This window comes from Metallosphaera javensis (ex Sakai et al. 2022), from assembly GCA_021654415.1.
GTDB lineage: Archaea > Thermoproteota > Thermoprotei_A > Sulfolobales > Sulfolobaceae > Metallosphaera > Metallosphaera javensis.
In genome coordinates this window covers 797,117-813,639 of the sequence record AP024487.1, presented here as the reverse complement: position 1 = coordinate 813,639, position 16,523 = coordinate 797,117, and the positions used below count along the sequence as shown (strand labels likewise).

The following is a 16,523-nucleotide window of genomic DNA, read 5'->3' as shown; positions in this document are numbered from 1 at the left end:
TCATCCATGCTCAGGGGAGTAACTAACCTAGGCAATACGCACGCCAATAGCCTGCAGTTTTCCCCTTCGCTGGTAATACTACATTCATATAATCCATAATTTGTGGGACAATTGGATGTTTGTTTAATAGTGAAATACGACTTCATTAACTACTTAAAGCAGTTTAAGTATTTAAGTATTTATGTCAGAGATTTCTTAACAGTTGTTAATTCCTGTGTACCATATTTAGTGAAATAATTAAAAAAGGATGGGTTCACCTTTGATTAATTAAAGGAACTATCACGTGAATTGTGTTGATTATTTAAGCTTGCTAGACCTATTCCTGACTTATGATAGAGGTTGAGGGACTGACAAAGGTTTACAGGGATGGCACAGTTGCTTTGGATCACGTCACATTTCAGAGTAAGGCAAAGGTACTTTCCGTGCTAGGAAGAAATGGAGCAGGGAAAACCACGATGATGCGCATCCTATCAACCCAACTCCTCCCATCTTCTGGAAAGGCAAGAATACTTGGGCTGGACGTAGTATCTGAGGCGGAGAGGCTTAGAGACCTGATAGTCTCCATTCCTCAGGAGGCTAAACCAGTGGGTTTCGCCAGCCCCCTTGAACATCTCACCATGTTTCTAACTGCCAGGGGAGAGTCCATAAAATCAGCACTGGAGGAATCCAGGAGAGCACTGAAGGAAATTGGATTATGGGAAGTCAGGGATAAACCGTGTGACGACCTATCTGGAGGAATGAAGAGAAAGGTATTTGTGGCCATGGCCTTAGCTTCTAACGCCGAGCTCATCTTTCTGGATGAGCCCACCACAGGTCTGGATCCCATCTCTAGGCTGGAGGTATGGTCAGTTATAAAAAACATCAGTTCCAGGGTCGTTCTTACTACCCACTACATGGAAGAGGCAGAGGAGCTATCTCAGGACATAGTCATGTTGGGTAGGGGAAAGGTGATAGCTAAGGGAACAAAGGAGGAGTTGCTGGCTCCCCTCCGTGGAAAGGTAAGGGTGGAGGGTATAGGGGATAGGCTAATTGGTAAAACCCAGATTTCCTACATGGACGAAAACAGGGCGAGGGAGATAGTGGGTAAGGCTGTGATCAAACCTGTTTCCTTGGAGGACCTGTTCATTCTTCACGGGGAGGATGGAAATTGAATGTAAGGTATGTAATCGTTTTTGCGTGGTTTTATGGATATTCCTTCCTCAAGAGGGGGTACAGCTACGTCTTCAGCTACATGATCACCCCCCTCTCAATCCTTTTCTTGGTATACGTACTTTCCAGGGGAGCACTACTGCAGTACGCCATCGTTGGTGGACTGATCTCAGTGATAGCCACGAACTCTGTGGTAAGCCTATCAGATGTGGTAATGTTGAGGAAGGAGATGAAATTGCAGGACATGCTTGTGGCCACCAGGATAGGTCCTGCGGAGTACATGCTGGGGCTGGCTACTGCGAACCTGGTGTTCTCCTCAGTTGGCATGATAGTATACGTGATCCTAGGACTTATTCTTCACGTGTTTTCCCCCATGAGCGCGTTAATCAGTTTCCTCATAGCCTGTTACCTTAACTACTCCATGACTGGCTTGGCCTTCATTATTGGAACCTTTGTTCCCTACACTCGCCACTCCTGGGCAATCTCAGGTGTTCTGGGGACTGTCCTTACAATTATACCACCTATATATTACCCATTTTCTGAACTTCACGGAATAGTTAAGTATCTAGCTCTGGTTATACCCTCCTCCCCTGCCTCTGTAATTACTCAGGGAGTTGCGGGACTTGCAAATTTCAACGTGATCGCGCTAGTTCTTCTCCTAGTTGAGGGACCCCTCTTCGTATTACTGGCCATGAGGTTCTCTAGATGGAGAGAAAAGTGATCATTTATCGAAGTTGGTCTTAACCTTTATATTTACCCTGTAACCCCTCCCTTCCTTCCTCACCTGATACTGAAGCTCATATCCATTGCACTTCCTGGTTACAATCATGTTGTTCTCATCTATCACGTTGTATGATGGATTTCCGCAACCCTGAGTCAGGGAACTTAACCTCTGCTCTATTTCGTCGTTATTTCTGGCGTAAAACTCCATTTCTGCTCCTTCAGGAGTGACAACTGAAATTGTGGTCCTGTTGGAGACCAAATATGAGGAGAGAAGGCTTAGAGAAATGCCCACAATGGAGAAAATTACTGAGAGCACTGGGAGAAGGTTACCAAGAATGGGTACCACAAGTACCTTGAAGGCCAGATAAAGGTAGAGGGCTGAGGCTATAAGTGAACCTATGCCAGCGGATATTACTGCAGTGTCCCTTCGTCTCTCTGAGAAGCCAGCCACCAATCCTACAATTATCCCGTTGAGAATGGGTATCCACCAAACGGCCAATGCCACTGGTATGCTATACTTCAGGGATTTCATAGAGGTAATATGGCAGTGTGAGATTTTAACTTGATGTATTGAAACGAGATTCCTCAAAAAACTTTGTCTTGCACGAGAGATTAAGAATGAGTTTCACGTTGATATCCCCACTATATTATCAAGTTCCCTAAGCAACTTATCCTCAACGTGAGCGTTCCATAACATCTCTGGGACGTCCACCGCTAGGAAGAGCTCAGAGAGGAGGAGAGCCTCGATTGCTGTTACCGCTATGTTCTGAACCCACTTCCCTACTCCCACTGTTACCTTTATTCCCTCCTGTGTCTTCTCCATGAGGAATGTAAGAGCCCTATCCGCAGCAATTATGTCGCGGAGAATCCCTCCCTTCTGTGCCTGGATCACAGCCTTATCTCCCTCCGTTCTAGATTGGACTTTCCATCCGTCCATTTGCAGATATTGCATGAACTTGGAGGCTATCTCCTGCAAATCTCCATTTACCTTGTACAATTTTTCTTTTTTAAAGAGAGCCATACATAATATATGCTCAATCAATAATAAACCTTTTCACAATACCCTAGGGGTTGAAGCTTGCCTTGGCCTTCCCAGGATTAGACCCAGCAGGATAACGAGAAGAGTGACCACGAGGATGGAGATTCGTTGCGTAATATCTCCGACCACAAAGGAATTGTAAAGGCCGTACAGCATGAGCGCCGAGGAGATCCATGAGAAAATGCGTCCCGCACCCGATAGGAGATAGGCAAACCCAAGGAAGAGCGAAAGGTAAAGAAGCGCCACCGAGGGGGCTATGGTGAGGTTATAGAAGGGTATCGGGGATATGAGGCTCACCAGGATCGAGATGAGGAAAGCAGTGAAGGGAAGCAGTAAGTTTACCCCCCTGGATCTAAACACCCTATTGAGTGCCAGAGCCTCAACCATTACCAGCCCAATCATGGAGATTGCACCATAGATCTGGGAAAGGGATGTAACAAGGAAAGCTCCTGCTAACAGCGCCCCTATTCCCACAACGAGAGAGGTGGGGACGACCCAGGCCATCTTTGGTTCCCCATCAGCATAAGGAATAAGGGTTATGCATACCAGGAGCAGGGAAGAGTTAAGCACGTCCAGAAAGTCTATTGAAGGCTGAGTTTGGGTAAGACTGGGCGTCCAGTAAAGAAAGGCCAGTGCAATCTGCGCAATTGCAAGGGGTATAAGGAGAAACTGACCTCTCCCCAGTAACATTGCGCCAGTAAGAAGGGAGAGCAGGGCCACCAAGGCGTAGGCCATCATTCCGTGAAAATCTAGTTCGTAAAAGATGGCATAATCAATGGTGTAAGAGAGGTAGAGAAAATAGCTAACTGTCCACGCATATAACTGTATCCTTCCAAGTTTAGATTTTTGGAGAGCGTCATAGAGACCTATCTTGGGCCAAGAACGTCTCAGGTAGAGGTAAAGGGAGATTCCAATGGGTAGCGCAATCACTGAGGAGAGAATCGCGTCTTCCAGGGAAGAGTGTAGTGTCATTAGGGTTAAGGGTGCTACTGAATTTATACCAAAGAAGACTAGATATCTCTTCAATATGTAGTGAGATCCTTGAAAACTTAAAAATAATTTCCCAGATTTCCTGTTTAACTTTATGGGGGTTAAGGGGGTGGAAGCCCCCATCCATAAGGTTGGGGATGGATAACCCCCTTATAGAAAAATTTTTATTATTTTCCTTCATAACTTTATTTAGCCCTACAAGGCTGAAAGAGCTGGTAGGAATGAGGGTTGGGACTGCCTGATAGCCTGTGGAGCTAAGGCCCTCCGTAACCCTCCTACCACACGGGGCGTCAAGGATGGGTTCCATTCGACGGGACCTCCGCTATGGGTGAGAGGGGATCGAGGTCTGGCTGAGAAGCAGGAAATCCCCATCGTGAGGTGGGGATGCTCCGTCCGTAAGGGCGGAGTAGTTCACTGACTGAAGTAGCCAGAATGATCCCTAATAACACCCTCAACTCTAGACCACCCTTTGACATTTCCCTTCTTGAATATTCCTCTATTTCTTAATATATTATTGGGTTATACTATGATCTTAGCTAATAAACTTAAATTGTTCCTGTACCATTTCCACGTTATATATGCTCTGGTTACAGGAGGTACAAGGGGTATAGGAAGGGCAATAACTGAGGCCTTAGTTAATGAAGGGTATAGGATTGCAGTACTCTATCACGGTTCAGATAATAGGGCAAAGGAGTTGAGGGAGATGGGGGTGCTTACCCTGAAGTGCAATGTGGGAGATAGAGCTCAGGTAAGCAACGCCAAGAAGGAGATAGAAAAGGAGTTTCCTAGATTAGACGCGTTGGTTAACAACGCCGGAATATGGTACCTAATGCCCTTTGAGCAATTCGACGAGGAAAAATACGAGGAGATGATAAAAGTTAACCTGAATGGAGTAATCTACGTTACATATGAGTTTCTACCACTTCTCAAGAGATCGGAGAACCCATCCATAGTCAACGTGTCAAGTAATGCAGGTATAGGAACTGCTGCAGAGGGAACTACGTTCTATGCCATAACCAAGGCTGGAGTAATAATACTGACTAGAAGACTGGCATTTGAGCTGGGTAAATATAACATAAGAGTTAACGCTGTGGCTCCAGGCTGGATAGAGACTGACATGACATTGGGTGGAAAGGCTCCTGAGGAAGGGAATAAATTGAGGGAATTATTCAGGAATAAAACTTTCCTTCATACAACGGGAAAGCCTGAGGATATTGCAAACATTGTTAGCTTTCTAGCTAGTAAAAGGGCTAGATACATTACGGGTCAGGTCATAGTGGCAGATGGAGGAAGGATGGATAACTTGACCCATTCTCTATGATTTAGTTTGAATGGGCCAAGTATTTCTTTTCCAGATAGGACGACAACCTCTTGGGATTGTAAACCTCTCCAAACGCTTTGGTCAGGAGAACCTTTGGTGGATAAACCGCGCCATACTTACAGATCTTCTCAGAGAGAAAGCTCCTTATCCCGTCTACGTCACCCCTGCTCACCTTAGAAGGTAAGTCCTCTATGAAGTGGTACATGGTCGCAGCCAGAACGTTACCCAAGGTGTATGTTGGGAAATAGCCGAAACTTCCCTGCGACCAGTGTATGTCCTGGAGGACCCCCTCGCTGTCGCTCTTAGGCCTAACACCCAGATACTTGTCCATGAAGTCATCCCACAGTGACGGAAGATCGCTCACGCTTACTTTACCAGAGATGAGGTTCTTCTCGATCTCATATCTCAGTGCGATATGAAAGTTGTACGTGACCTCGTCGGCATCAACCCTTATGAGGCTAGGCGAGACCATGTTGAAGTACTTATAGAGCGACTCCTGATCATCCCTGATGGAAAGCCTGTCTTTCAGGATCGGGTATAGCACCTTGGTGAACTCCCTGCTCCTTCCCACTACGTTCTCCCAAAACCTGGACTGTCCTTCATGAATGCCAGTTGAGGCACCTCCAGCCACGGGAGTCATCTCGTAGGCTGGATCGATCATTAGCTCATACATCGCGTGACCTGACTCATGTATCACTGAGAAGATGGTGCTTCTGAAGTCGGTCCCCTCATACCTCGTGGTGATCCTTACGTCCTTGGAGGATATCCTGATGGTGAACGGATGCGCAGATACGTCCATTCTGAAGGTTTTCGTGGGCATTTTGAGGATCTTAATGACCTCCCTGTTCACTTCCTCCATTACCTTGGGATCATAGCTCATTTCCTTCAGTGGATGGGTAGAGGGGAAATACCCCTCAGACAGCACCTTCTCCAGAATGCCCTTTACATCTGGAAGTAGCTGAGAAAACACGTTATCCAGATCGTTAACCGTTATCCCTTCCTCATAGAGGTCTACAAGTGCATTGTAGGGATGTCCCTCATAGCCCAGCTTCTCAGCAATGGTTCTTTCAAGTTCCACAATTCTCTCCAGGTAGGGCTTGAACGAATTGAAATCTCCCCTCCTCTTACTCTCCCTCCACACAACCACGCTCTGTGAAGTCAGCCTATCGAGTTCCTCCGTGACCTCCTTGGGGACAAGTCTGTAGAATCTCAGCGATCTCTTGAGGACTCGAATTACTCCCTTACCGAAATCGTCCAGATCTTCTTCCCTCACCTTCTCAACCTCCGGCTCCAGCGAGGTTGTAATTTCCCTGATCATTGTGGAGATGTTGGCGAAGACCTCACCCCTCAATGCTGAGTCCTCCTCTGGCATGTAGGTTTCTAGATCCCACGCAAGAAGTGCCTGCGAATAGTTCAGGGACCAGATTTTCTTGTACTTTTCAAGAATTTCTTGGAGCATAAGAACTGGTGCGGTAAAGGGTAAAAAGAATGTCGAAGGCTAGCCCAGCTCTAGCCTTTTCACGGGAGTGGGAATGAACCCGTTCCTTGACGTGAACTGGGAACTATCCACATCCTTCATCTTTGCTACTACCACCTTACCCAGGAGGCCTCCCAGATCCATTTCCTCTCCCGGTTTTCCCTCCACCGGAATAACCCTGACCCCCACTATCTTGTTGAGCATTAACCCGAGGGAGAGAACGTCAAGAATGAGCGCAGCGATCTTCTCGGGTCCCTCGTCTCGAGGAACTCCTACCATGTCTATCCCGCTGTTACACACGGCGGACATTGCCAGAAGATCGTTCAACTCCAGGTACCCCTCTCTCATTCTCATGGCCATGATGGAGTCCTCGCTCACGGGAATGAAGGCACTGCTCAGTCCCCCTACCAAGTTGGTTGCCATGGACCCGCCCTTCTTCACCGCATCCATGAGTATGGCGAGGGCAGTGAGGGATCCGTGCCCGCCGACCCTGGAGATACCCATGGCCTCGATTATCTCCGCCACGCTATCCCCTACCTTTGGGGATGGGGCCAGGGACAGATCGACGGAACCCATGGGGACACCTAGCTCCTCTGACACCACTCTTCCCACCAGCTCCCCAAGCCTGGTTACCTTGAAGGAGGCCTTCTTGATCACCTCGTATAGCTCCTGAAAGGTTGTGGGTCTAGCTCTCCTTATGGCCCCAGCAACTACCCCAGGCCCGCTAACGGCAATATTGATGGAGGAGTTGGGCATTCCTCGACCGTGATGCGCTGAGGGAACGAAGGGAGAGTCCTGTGGTGAATTGGCCATAATTGCCACCCTAGAGGAGGCGTGGGGCGACATTTTCAGTAACTGAGCGGTGAAGAGTTTGACGGCATCCACATTGAGGCCCTCCTGAGTGGAAGCTGCGTTGAGCATGCCCGATAGTCTAGAGGTGGAATTCATAGTCTCTGCCAGGCCCTCTAACATGACCTGCGTTCCCCTTCCTATTCCCCTATCTGCGTAAGCTGAGAATCCCCCAATGTAGTCTATTCCCGTGTCCGTAGCAAGAGAGTCTAGGAATCCTCCCAGTTTTACCGCGTACTTCACATCAGGATAGGGCTCCAGAAAGTATTGAACCGGGGAAACGGCAACTCTTCTTGTTACGATGTTAACTCCTAGTTTATCCTGAACAGAGTTGACCACCTCAGAAAACCTGGAGAGTACAGGCCTCAGTAGGGACAGCTTCTCCAATGTTCTCTCCGGCACGTCAGATACGGCAAAGAGGGTGTTGATGCTCAGCGTTACGGACCTTATATCAAGGTCCTCGTGTGTCAGCATGTTAATTACTTCTGCTATCTCCTCTGCGGAGTACTTCATTCAGATCCTCTCCATGAATTTAAATACCTCTCCGTGGAAGACCAGCACCTCTACCCCAAGTTCCTTTCCTCTCCTTTGAAGTTCCTCCCTTAGCTGGCCCACCGACACATGCCCCGTGTCCAGATCCACAATCATTATCATGGAGAAGATCCCCCTCAACACCGTCTGTGAGATATCCACAATGTTCACGTTCTTCTCAGCTAGCTTGGAGGATATTCCTGCGACAATGCCTGGCTTATCGGCTCCTATCACCACGACTACTGCGGTCTCCATAGGGAGAGAACAGCGATGCGATTTTAAAAGCTAACACGAAATGAGATCTTTGGATCCATAGAATAATGATTATTGATAATATTCGAACTTGATCATATATTCTCGAAAAGCTGGTTATATATCACGTTGGCACGGTAATTTTGTTTAAGGAACCTTATTTTAATTCTGAACAAGATGAATGTGGGAAGTGAAATAATTTTCCTGAAGACGATCTTTTTTCAATCGTCATTTCGATAAAGCTTATAACTACTCAAGAACAGCGTGAAGTATGAAAAGGAAACTAGCCTTCCTGATAGCTGGAATCGCCATAGTAGCAGTTGTGGTGTCTATCCCCATATACCTTGCACTGAGCAATCCAAGTCCTGTGGTGTTATCAGCCTCAACCGCTCAATCCGCGCTGGGAGGTTCATGGCAGGTTCTGGATAATCAAACGTACCTGAAGGAATATCCAACCAGCACTATCTCAATCTACTACGCCAATGGTACTAACGTCACGGTACCCTATCCTCACCAAGTGAAGTCAGTGGATCACGAGGTTCTTGTGGGTAACGTGAATGGGACCAAGGTGATAATGAAGGTAAACGTCATGACGTTTACGTCCAACGTTAGCCTCTGGGCAGACAGAATGATGTTCGGATTCCATGGAGGTCTATTCCACCGTATTTTTGGGTTCAACGTTACAACCTTTGATGGATATACGGTGATTTACGCAGAGAACTCCTTCTTCTACCCACACACATACCTGCTGGCATACAAGGGAAATACCCTGATTGAAATAAGGCTGTTTAATCTAACCGCATCTCAACAACAGATGGAGGAGATACTGGCAGGTATCTCGTGATCGCTACGTAAAGCAAGTCAGTATTCTTTTTTCGCACAACCCTTGAACCCATTTCACCACTATGTCCTCGATTTCACGATACAGGTGTTTTGGAGGGGAGTGCCTCATGTTAAGTCTTACCATGTTACACTCGTTTCCCGCCTCCCTCACCTTCTCACACAATCTCTCCGAATGAATGATGGGGACCACATCGTCGTTCTCGCCGTGGATCAGAAGTACATTCCTCAGGGAAGAGGCGTAGGTGATTGGTGAAGTTTCGATGAGCCTTTCCCTGGAGAAGGTTGAGAGATACCTGTAAAGTTTTCCCTGTTCGCTATCCTCAGGAAATCTGGACAGATGTTCAAGCTGAAGTATCCTGTCCGTGGGAGCTGAAACAGCTATCACGGGCACAAACCTCCTAGCCCCCGCGAGGAGCGCCACTGTGCCTCCCCTGGAGTGACCCGCCACCAAATGAAAATCCTTCCTTAATACGATCTCCAGTCCCTGCTCCACATCGTAATCGAAGTCCGGAACCTCCACAGTTCCGAACCTCCTGAGGGGTGTGGAAAGCCATTCCACCTTGGATGGTGAGGAACCCTTTCCGTGTAATACAATTGAATTCATTTGAGTGTAGGTGAATATCGGGGGAATAAACTTACCTGCACAGTTCACGCAACTGTTTACAAAAAGTAAACCTTATTTTCCTTGTTTTCCTGTTTATATTCATGAGTCGAACTGTCACGCTCTCAGTCAGGATACCTGAGGAGCTGAAGAGGGAGCTGGAGAAGTACGGAATTAACGAGGCGGAGGTCATCAGGAAAGCTCTGATGCTGGAGGTGAAGAAGGCCAGAGCCAGGGAGCTGAACTCCGAACTGAACAGGATAGATCACATATTGCGTAAATTGTCAGCCAAGGAGGGAACAGAGTCAATCAGGGAGGATAGGGAAAGTGGATGAGTTACATCTTCGACTCCTCCTCAATCTACAGGGCAATCCTTGAAAGGAAGGTGAACCTGCTGGGAGGAAACTACACGGCACATCTGGCCAGATCGGAGCTGGGTAACATTGTATGGAAAGAGGTGAACCTCAGGAAAAGGCTCTCCAGAGAAGAAGGGATCAGGTTAACCGAGTTCGTGGAGAAGGTCCTAGATACCATGATAATCACTGAGGTTAACATGGTGAAGACGGAAATGATAGCCATCTCAAACGATATTACCTATTATGATGCAACGTTCGTAAGTCTGGCCAGTGAGCTTAACTTTCCTCTGGTGACTGAGGATGAGAGGCTCAGAAGAAAGGTTGAAAATAGAGGGATAGTGGACGTGATCTCCCTTGACGAACTGGGGGAGTGACATCCTTGGCCTTCCAAGAGTCACGAAGGGATTGTTTACAAATGAACTTTTAAACATTTGAGGAATTCCTCAACTGTGCCATCAAAACAGTACCTGGGATTAATACTACTGATAATATTCTGGGGATCCGCGTTTCCCATAATTAAGCTCGCCCTGGAGTTCATGTCCCCATTCATGATAGCATTAATAAGGGTAACAGTGGGAGGGACACTACTATTTCTCTTTGTGAGGAAGCTGGCGTACGGCGTCAAGGAGTCCATCTCGGCCCTGTTGAACATAGGGATTTTCCTCATTCTTCTCAACTTGGGCATACAGTACTCGGCCAATCCAGGGCTGGCCTCAACCCTCATTTATACACAACCGGTCTTCGTTCTCATACTTTCGAGGCTGGTCCTGAAGGAGAGGATAAACCCCCTGCAGGCCCTGGGGATTGTGCTCGCTTTCACAGGCGTAATAGCCTCTGTGGGAATAGGTAATTTCGATTTGGGCAGTATCATAGCCCTTCTCGGAGGTCTCACGTGGGCTGTGGGCACCATTTACTACAGGATTTACCTTAGGGATAGGGACGTACTGGCATTAAACGCCTATATGTCTCTCTTTTCTGGCCTTTTCATTGCACCAGTTTCCCTGCTGGAGCCAAGGATCTCTCCGAGCCTGGAGGGAATAGGACTGACCCTCCTAGTCTCCGTAACGGCCCAGGCCCTTGGGTTCATCCTCTGGTTTAACGCAGTGAAGTTCATTGGCCCAGTGAAGGCCAGCACAGTAGTCCTTCTCGTCCCCGTATCCTCTTACCTTTTCTCCTACCTGCTCCTTGGGGAGTTGCCAACGCTCGAGGAAGCTGTGGGTTCGGCCATAACACTATTGGGAGTGTTCCTGACCTTCATACCTGGAATAAACGTGAGAAGGGGTTAACGGGAGAGGAAGCTCCTCATCCTCTCCTTTGCCTCGCCGGATAGTGACATGAAGGACAGTTCCCTTATGGCCTCCCTCACATGTTCCCTGCTTTCGCGCAACCAGGCCTTGATTACCTTCACCGAGCTTTGATCCATGGATGAAATCCTTGAGATAGTCCTTTTCACCTCGGATTGGAGGTCGTCCGTCACAATGTCCACCAGACCTATCTCCCTAGCCCTCACTGCATCTATTTCCTCCCCCGTAATCGCCAACCATGCCACGGAACGCCCAATGGAGTTATACCCGACAGACAGGGCCATGGGTGGAATGAGACCCAGTCTCCCCTCGGGGATTGAGAACTTCGCTGACTTCACAGAGATGACCACATCCATGAAGAGAAGGATCTCACATCCCCCACCATAGGCCAACCCATTGACGGCACCAATCACGGGTTTAGTGGATGATATGAGCCCGTCCACGGCGTACAGTAACGCGCTGAAAAAGCTCTCGGCATCGCTCTGATCTCTCAACTCTGCCATGGCTCCAATATCGTCTCCAGAGCTGAACGCCCTTCCCATCCCTGTGATCACTATTGCTGTGGAACTTGAGGAATCTCCCCTCCTCAAGTGGTCTCCGAGAAGTTTCCAGCTTTCCCGATCAAGGGCGTTAAGCTTCTCAGGTCTGTTGAAGGTTATCCAGGAAACTCCTTCCTTCTCCTCGTAAAGGACCTTCATGATCTCATTTTCCTCGTTATCTCACTACTTATCTCCTTTTCGTCGCTGGCATTCATGATCTTCCTTGTTGCCTCGATCAGATCTTGCTTTCTCGTCCTTTCAGCGATCTCCTTTAGCTCCTTCATCTTCCTTGTGGCCTCAACCTGCATACCCGATTCCAGGAGATGGGATATCTCCCTCATTTTCTCGTAATACTCTACCTCCCACAAAAGGTACTTGTTCAAGCCCGACACGAACTGAGCGCTATCCGTGGCTGGAGTCAGTGAGATGGACCTTTCCAAGGAGTACTCCCTCTCGTCAAAGGTATCGGTATAGGTCAACCTCACCCTCACCACCTCTCCTGAGTACCTGGGAGGGACCTGGACGAATCCGTAAATCCTCACCACGCCCTCCACAGTACCAAGGTAAATGGGAGGGGTATAATTCACGAAATTGAGGGGGAACCTGGAGAAAAAGTCAACCTTGGCTCTGATTCCCCCTGATGGCTTTGCCCCCTCCTCCTCCATTATCCTGGATATCTCACTCACATCATTCACGTGATAGAAACGTCCATTGCTGAGATCTGCCAGACTGCGAAGAATCTTGGCGTTGTATTCCCCCACACCGATGGGAATGAACTGGGAGAACCTGGGAAGTTCCAGTTTCGAGTACTCCCTTTCATCCTCAACGTCAGTGGGGTAGCCGTCCGTGATGAGAAGTATTCTGGCAGGGTTCTCATCTATCAGGGAGATGGCCTTTTTCACAGCTGTGTAGAGGGCGGTGTTTCCATCAGCGGTAATTCCCTCTAAATACTCCATTGCCACGCTTGGAGGAACCCTCCTGCAGAGCACATTCACGTTGTCTGAGAAGGTTATGATGGTGACCTTCGTGGTAGACTCGGCCTTCTCCAGAAGCTCCCTTATGGCGTCAAGTGCCACCTCCAGTCTGTTCTTAACTCCAATATCATCCTTCAGGTATCTCACCTCATGGCCGTCTACCACAGCTGTTCCAGCTATGAGACTATCGTCAACCTCCGGCGGGTTGTCAATAATGGTCATGGAACCGCTCGTGTCAAGAACAATGAAGAGGTCAAGCGGAACAGGTTTCACTTTTTCTGGAACCACGGTGGTCCTGAACGCGAACCTCAACTCGCCGTTCCATGAAAACGAGTGAGAGCCCTCCAAGCGTAAAGAAAGGACCATAATAAAAATATACAGAGGCAGGTTATAAATAGTAATGAATTACCTTTTGCAGGTGACCTTCCCTAACCAAATCTAAAGCTGACTCCTCCTTCAGGAAACCTGAAAGATATGGCACCGAAGGGACACGCTACCAGGGCTGCTCCACACTCCAAGCATCTCTCGTAGTGCACCTCTATCACGTCCCCCGCCCTCTCGTAAGTTCCTGCCGGGCAAACCTTGACGCAGGGTTTTTCCGCACAGGTCCTGCATATCTCCAAGTTAACCTTGATGTGTGACTCCCTGTCAACCCTGTACTTATTCAGGGATAATCTCTTCACTAGGTCCATTTACATCACCTTAGTTAGGTCCCTCACCACCTGCGTCAGTGTGAGGTTATCCTTCTTTACCTCCTCCTGAAACACGTTCATGAAAGTTTTCCTCTCCCCATCCACCGTGAACATTCTGGATAGAACCCTGCAGAAAAGTTCCGGGTACACCCTGAATAGCCTCTCGTTATTCATGAGTTGAAAGGCCCTGCTAGCAGTCTTTAAATCCCTCATGACGAAGGAGTCCTGAAGCATCTCCTCGTAGATCTTGGTATTGGATGGGTCTCCTTTCTCCAGTATCCTCTTCGCTGCCTTTCCAGCTACCATTCCTGAGCCTATGGCAAGATCCATTCCGCGTATGACGAACCCGTCATTGATCAGGAAACCTGCAGCGTCACCGGTCACGAGGAGGTTAGGTGCGCTGAGTTGGGGAAGTCTTGCGTAACCGTAATAGGGAATGAGGTGGGCGGAATACTCCAGTATTTCCCCCTCCACTCCCAGCTTGGTCCTGAGGTCCTCCACGATATCCCTTGCCAGGACTTTCTCCTTCTGCAGGGAGTTAACCTTTACCGTTGCCCCTATGGATAGGGTGTCCTGGTTAACATACATGAATCCACCCCCTAGAAGACCGTTCAGGTAACCCACTAGGACCTTGGCCTCTCCCTCCTCTGGCACACGATCAGGTTTTATTACCTCCTTAACTCCTAGCATGAGCAGTTCTGGAGAGAGGGACCTGAGTCCCAGATACCTTGATACGCCCGCGGTGACCCCATCTGCCTCGATAACTAGCTTTGCCCTTAGGTCTCCCCTGTTAGTCCTCACAGTTATACCCTGATCCTCCCTCATCGCGTCGTGAACCAGAGTCTCATACATGACCAGAACCCCCTCCTCTTCTGCCTTCTTGGCAAGCCATGGGTCGAACCTGGCCCTCAGCACAGAGTAGCTATTTCTAGTGTTAGGATCATAAAAGGAGAAGGTTAACTTCTTCTCCCCGCAGGCAATCTCGTAGGTCTCCCTCACAATGGGTTTCTCCAGGGGAGCATCATCCACGTTTACCAGGCTTTTCAGCGCGTGAATGTACATTCTTCCTCCGCTAACGTTCTTAGCCCCGGAGTACTCACCCCTTTCCAGAACCAAGGTGGAAAGGCCTTCCCTGTTAGCCGTTATTCCCGCTGATAGTCCGGCGAGACCACCACCCACCACTATAACGTCAGCGTCAAAGCTCATTTCGAAAGCCTCCCAATCATCACCTTACAGAACTCTATGGCATCACCAACCACAAGGTAATCGCAGTTTTCTGAGATGGGGGCGTTCTTATCCTTATTGACGGCAACAATCACCTTGGAGTCCCTTATCCCAGCTATGTGCTGGGGCTGTCCTGAAATCCCCAAGGCAATGTAAAGCTGTGGTCTAACCTTATTCCCTGAGAGCCCTATCTGCCTATCCTCGGGGAGCCAGCCCATCTCCGCTGTGACGGGCCTGCTACCCCCCACCGCACCGTTGAGCAATCTGGCCAATTCCTCGGCATACTTCACGTTATCCTTGGATCCCATTCCCCTTCCCACGGACACTATTATCTTTGCCTTGTCCAGACTCACAGACTGCTGGGCAGTTTTCCTCTCCTTCAGGGTGATCACAGATCTGGGCAGATCTACCCTCTCAACCTCCCCCTTGAGCAGGTTGGGCTCCATGGTGTTCTTCTGTACAGTGATCACAGCAGGTAGCTTTAGCCTGAGCGTGGCAATCCCAACCCCGCTGTAAACAGGCCTTCTCACCATGAGAGAGGAACCTTCAAGCTTAGCATCAATCACGTCTGAAGCAACTGAACTCCTGAGCTTTCCCGCTAGGGAAAAGGCAAAGGTTCTATCCCGTTTAGTGCCCCCCGCTATCACCACGTCCGGTTTAAGGGTGGAGGCAAACTCAGCTAGGGGGAGCTCCCACGCTCCCTCCAATTTGGGAACGAACACCTTGTCCACATACCTGCTCTCTGAGGGATGAATTCCCAAGATTTCCCCTCCCAGTTGCTGTGCCACCCAGGAGGAGGACCTGAAGAAGTCAGGGTCTTCAGATACAACTAAAACTCTCATAGTACTCCCTCCCCCTTCAGGTAGTTGATGAGCTGGTCCACTGCCTCATTCATGGGCTTCTCAATTATCACCTTCTTCCTCGTCGTGACAAAGGGCTGAACCTCAACCAGTTCGGCCAAGGGTTGAGATGAGAAATTAATCTGCTTTACAGGTTTCTTGGCTGACTCCATTATCTGCTTCACTGAAGGCGTCCTAGGCGTGTTTATCTCACCTGTCACTGACACCACTGCTGGAAGGGGTGCCTCAACAACCTCTACGTCCCCAACGCTTCTCTCTGCCGTGATTGAAGAGTCCTGGATGGAGAGGGACCTAACATAGGAGACAAGGGAATAACCCAAGATCTGTGCAAGATAAGGAGGAAGAGCTGAAGTGCTACTATCGGTGGTGGTCTCTGCCATTATCACAAGCTTAGGTGAAATGCCCCTGATCGTCTCTGCGAGGGCCATTGCTGTTCCCGCCACGTCCAAGTAACCGGCTGAAATTGCGACCACCTCGTCCAAACCCATGGAAAGAGCATCCCTTATGCTCTTCCTGTCTGTGTTACCCACGGTGACACCTATGGCCTTCCATCCCAGCTTCTCCTTCACCCTTACGGCCTCCTCTATAGCGTTCTTATCGTAGGTGCTTATCTTCACTGGAACGTTAGTCTCCACCTTTCCCCCTATGACCCGGACTGACGTATCGTCTGGGACTACCTTAAAACAAGCTACTACTGACATGATAATAACTACCCTTGAGAAACATAAATTAGTATCTTTGAGGTTTAGCGACGTATAGAATCATTTAATTACAAGTAATACCTGAAATACATGAAGAC

At 48.7% G+C, this 16,523-nt stretch carries 21 protein-coding genes; 8 read left to right on the top strand and 13 right to left on the bottom strand.

The window, feature by feature from the left end:
• Nucleotides 1–329: 329 nt before the first annotated feature.
• Both QVC96_RS04865 and QVC96_RS04860 read left to right on the top strand, forming a co-directional pair.
• Complete coding sequence (locus QVC96_RS04865) at nt 330–1,151, top strand: ABC transporter ATP-binding protein (protein WP_238027197.1); 822 nt, start codon at nt 330–332, stop codon at nt 1,149–1,151.
• A complete protein-coding gene (locus QVC96_RS04860) occupies nt 1,148–1,870 on the top strand; it encodes an ABC transporter permease (RefSeq protein ID WP_287690075.1) in 723 nt (240 codons plus the stop codon). Before QVC96_RS04865 ends, QVC96_RS04860 begins: the two co-directional genes overlap by 4 nt.
• Here QVC96_RS04860 and QVC96_RS04855 read toward each other — a convergent pair whose 3' ends face one another.
• The 3 genes from QVC96_RS04855 to QVC96_RS04845 all read right to left on the bottom strand — a co-directional run bounded on the left by QVC96_RS04855 (nt 1,871) and on the right by QVC96_RS04845 (nt 3,883).
• Nucleotides 1,871–2,404: a hypothetical protein gene (locus QVC96_RS04855; RefSeq protein WP_238027195.1), complete on the bottom strand. Its 534-nt coding sequence runs from the start codon at nt 2,402–2,404 to the stop codon at nt 1,871–1,873.
• A 93-nt stretch (nt 2,405–2,497) separates the two neighbouring features.
• Nucleotides 2,498–2,893 carry a hypothetical protein gene (locus tag QVC96_RS04850; protein WP_287690074.1) on the bottom strand — a complete coding sequence of 132 codons (396 nt, stop codon included), beginning with the start codon at nt 2,891–2,893 and terminating at the stop codon, nt 2,498–2,500.
• A 33-nt stretch (nt 2,894–2,926) separates the two neighbouring features.
• Nucleotides 2,927–3,883: a hypothetical protein gene (locus tag QVC96_RS04845; protein WP_287690073.1), complete on the bottom strand. Its 957-nt coding sequence runs from the start codon at nt 3,881–3,883 to the stop codon at nt 2,927–2,929.
• Between QVC96_RS04845 and QVC96_RS04840 the strand changes: the two genes are divergently transcribed.
• Together QVC96_RS04840 and QVC96_RS04835 are read left to right on the top strand one after the other, a co-directional pair.
• The gene (locus QVC96_RS04840) at nt 3,877–4,143 is read left to right on the top strand and encodes a hypothetical protein (protein WP_287690072.1); all 267 of its coding nucleotides are present in this window, start codon (nt 3,877–3,879) and stop codon (nt 4,141–4,143) included. The genes QVC96_RS04845 and QVC96_RS04840 overlap by 7 nt on opposite strands.
• 284 nt (nt 4,144–4,427) lie before the next feature.
• A complete protein-coding gene (locus QVC96_RS04835; protein WP_287690071.1) occupies nt 4,428–5,222 on the top strand; it encodes an SDR family oxidoreductase in 795 nt (264 codons plus the stop codon).
• A gap of 1 nt (nt 5,223) precedes the next feature.
• Here the strand turns inward: QVC96_RS04835 and QVC96_RS04830 are convergent, their stop codons facing one another.
• From QVC96_RS04830 to QVC96_RS04820, 3 genes are read right to left on the bottom strand one after another with little or no spacing between them, the layout of a single operon-like run.
• Nucleotides 5,224–6,681, bottom strand: coding sequence for a carboxypeptidase M32 (locus tag QVC96_RS04830; RefSeq protein WP_238027191.1), 1,458 nt, complete (start codon nt 6,679–6,681; stop codon nt 5,224–5,226).
• A 39-nt stretch (nt 6,682–6,720) separates the two neighbouring features.
• A complete protein-coding gene (locus QVC96_RS04825; protein ID WP_287690070.1) occupies nt 6,721–8,061 on the bottom strand; it encodes a PFL family protein in 1,341 nt (446 codons plus the stop codon).
• Nucleotides 8,062–8,334 (bottom strand): ACT domain-containing protein, encoded by a 273-nt coding sequence (locus tag QVC96_RS04820; RefSeq protein ID WP_238027189.1) that lies wholly within the window; start codon nt 8,332–8,334, stop codon nt 8,062–8,064.
• Between the two features lie 268 nt (nt 8,335–8,602).
• On the opposite strand from QVC96_RS04820, the gene QVC96_RS04815 reads away from it, so the two are divergent.
• On the top strand, nt 8,603–9,175 hold the full coding sequence (locus QVC96_RS04815; RefSeq protein ID WP_287690069.1) for a zinc ribbon domain-containing protein: 573 nt from the start codon (nt 8,603–8,605) through the stop codon (nt 9,173–9,175).
• A gap of 3 nt (nt 9,176–9,178) precedes the next feature.
• Here the strand turns inward: QVC96_RS04815 and QVC96_RS04810 are convergent, their stop codons facing one another.
• Nucleotides 9,179–9,778: a prolyl oligopeptidase family serine peptidase gene (locus QVC96_RS04810; RefSeq protein WP_287690068.1), complete on the bottom strand. Its 600-nt coding sequence runs from the start codon at nt 9,776–9,778 to the stop codon at nt 9,179–9,181.
• A gap of 101 nt (nt 9,779–9,879) precedes the next feature.
• On the opposite strand from QVC96_RS04810, the gene QVC96_RS04805 reads away from it, so the two are divergent.
• The 3 genes from QVC96_RS04805 to QVC96_RS04795 all read left to right on the top strand — a co-directional run bounded on the left by QVC96_RS04805 (nt 9,880) and on the right by QVC96_RS04795 (nt 11,417).
• Entirely contained in the window at nt 9,880–10,110 is a 231-nt protein-coding gene (locus QVC96_RS04805) for a CopG family transcriptional regulator (protein WP_238027186.1), read from the top strand.
• Nucleotides 10,107–10,505: a type II toxin-antitoxin system VapC family toxin gene (locus tag QVC96_RS04800; protein WP_287690067.1), complete on the top strand. Its 399-nt coding sequence runs from the start codon at nt 10,107–10,109 to the stop codon at nt 10,503–10,505. Before QVC96_RS04805 ends, QVC96_RS04800 begins: the two co-directional genes overlap by 4 nt.
• 75 nt (nt 10,506–10,580) lie before the next feature.
• A complete protein-coding gene (locus QVC96_RS04795; protein WP_287690066.1) occupies nt 10,581–11,417 on the top strand; it encodes a DMT family transporter in 837 nt (278 codons plus the stop codon).
• Here QVC96_RS04795 and QVC96_RS04790 read toward each other — a convergent pair.
• The 6 genes from QVC96_RS04790 to QVC96_RS04765 form a co-directional block, all read right to left on the bottom strand.
• Entirely contained in the window at nt 11,414–12,136 is a 723-nt protein-coding gene (locus tag QVC96_RS04790; protein WP_287690418.1) for an enoyl-CoA hydratase/isomerase family protein, read from the bottom strand. The two genes, QVC96_RS04795 and QVC96_RS04790, sit on opposite strands and share 4 nt — an antisense overlap.
• A complete protein-coding gene (locus QVC96_RS04785; protein ID WP_287690065.1) occupies nt 12,130–13,314 on the bottom strand; it encodes a VWA domain-containing protein in 1,185 nt (394 codons plus the stop codon). Before QVC96_RS04785 ends, QVC96_RS04790 begins: the two co-directional genes overlap by 7 nt.
• 62 nt (nt 13,315–13,376) lie before the next feature.
• Nucleotides 13,377–13,640, bottom strand: coding sequence for a ferredoxin family protein (locus QVC96_RS04780; protein ID WP_238027182.1), 264 nt, complete (start codon nt 13,638–13,640; stop codon nt 13,377–13,379).
• Nucleotides 13,641–14,846 (bottom strand): FAD-dependent oxidoreductase, encoded by a 1,206-nt coding sequence (locus QVC96_RS04775; RefSeq protein WP_287690064.1) that lies wholly within the window; start codon nt 14,844–14,846, stop codon nt 13,641–13,643.
• Nucleotides 14,843–15,706, bottom strand: coding sequence for an electron transfer flavoprotein subunit alpha/FixB family protein (locus QVC96_RS04770; protein ID WP_238027180.1), 864 nt, complete (start codon nt 15,704–15,706; stop codon nt 14,843–14,845). Before QVC96_RS04770 ends, QVC96_RS04775 begins: the two co-directional genes overlap by 4 nt.
• Entirely contained in the window at nt 15,703–16,425 is a 723-nt protein-coding gene (locus QVC96_RS04765) for an electron transfer flavoprotein subunit beta/FixA family protein (RefSeq protein WP_238027179.1), read from the bottom strand. Before QVC96_RS04765 ends, QVC96_RS04770 begins: the two co-directional genes overlap by 4 nt.
• Nucleotides 16,426–16,523: the final 98 nt, after the last annotated feature.

Coding starts and splice junctions, on each gene's coding strand:
- QVC96_RS04830 (WP_238027191.1), bottom strand. CDS start 6,681: ATGCTCCAAGAAATTCTTGAAAAGTACAAGAAAATCTGGTCCCTGAAC.
- QVC96_RS04815 (WP_287690069.1), top strand. CDS start 8,603: ATGAAAAGGAAACTAGCCTTCCTGATAGCTGGAATCGCCATAGTAGCA.
- QVC96_RS04855 (WP_238027195.1), bottom strand. CDS start 2,404: ATGAAATCCCTGAAGTATAGCATACCAGTGGCATTGGCCGTTTGGTGG.
- QVC96_RS04775 (WP_287690064.1), bottom strand. CDS start 14,846: ATGAGCTTTGACGCTGACGTTATAGTGGTGGGTGGTGGTCTCGCCGGA.
- QVC96_RS04800 (WP_287690067.1), top strand. CDS start 10,107: ATGAGTTACATCTTCGACTCCTCCTCAATCTACAGGGCAATCCTTGAA.
- QVC96_RS04770 (WP_238027180.1), bottom strand. CDS start 15,706: ATGAGAGTTTTAGTTGTATCTGAAGACCCTGACTTCTTCAGGTCCTCC.
- QVC96_RS04820 (WP_238027189.1), bottom strand. CDS start 8,334: ATGGAGACCGCAGTAGTCGTGGTGATAGGAGCCGATAAGCCAGGCATT.
- QVC96_RS04785 (WP_287690065.1), bottom strand. CDS start 13,314: ATGGTCCTTTCTTTACGCTTGGAGGGCTCTCACTCGTTTTCATGGAAC.
- QVC96_RS04810 (WP_287690068.1), bottom strand. CDS start 9,778: ATGAATTCAATTGTATTACACGGAAAGGGTTCCTCACCATCCAAGGTG.
- QVC96_RS04765 (WP_238027179.1), bottom strand. CDS start 16,425: ATGTCAGTAGTAGCTTGTTTTAAGGTAGTCCCAGACGATACGTCAGTC.
- QVC96_RS04850 (WP_287690074.1), bottom strand. CDS start 2,893: ATGGCTCTCTTTAAAAAAGAAAAATTGTACAAGGTAAATGGAGATTTG.
- QVC96_RS04825 (WP_287690070.1), bottom strand. CDS start 8,061: ATGAAGTACTCCGCAGAGGAGATAGCAGAAGTAATTAACATGCTGACA.
- QVC96_RS04845 (WP_287690073.1), bottom strand. CDS start 3,883: ATGACACTACACTCTTCCCTGGAAGACGCGATTCTCTCCTCAGTGATT.
- QVC96_RS04835 (WP_287690071.1), top strand. CDS start 4,428: ATGATCTTAGCTAATAAACTTAAATTGTTCCTGTACCATTTCCACGTT.
- QVC96_RS04805 (WP_238027186.1), top strand. CDS start 9,880: ATGAGTCGAACTGTCACGCTCTCAGTCAGGATACCTGAGGAGCTGAAG.
- QVC96_RS04780 (WP_238027182.1), bottom strand. CDS start 13,640: ATGGACCTAGTGAAGAGATTATCCCTGAATAAGTACAGGGTTGACAGG.
- QVC96_RS04865 (WP_238027197.1), top strand. CDS start 330: ATGATAGAGGTTGAGGGACTGACAAAGGTTTACAGGGATGGCACAGTT.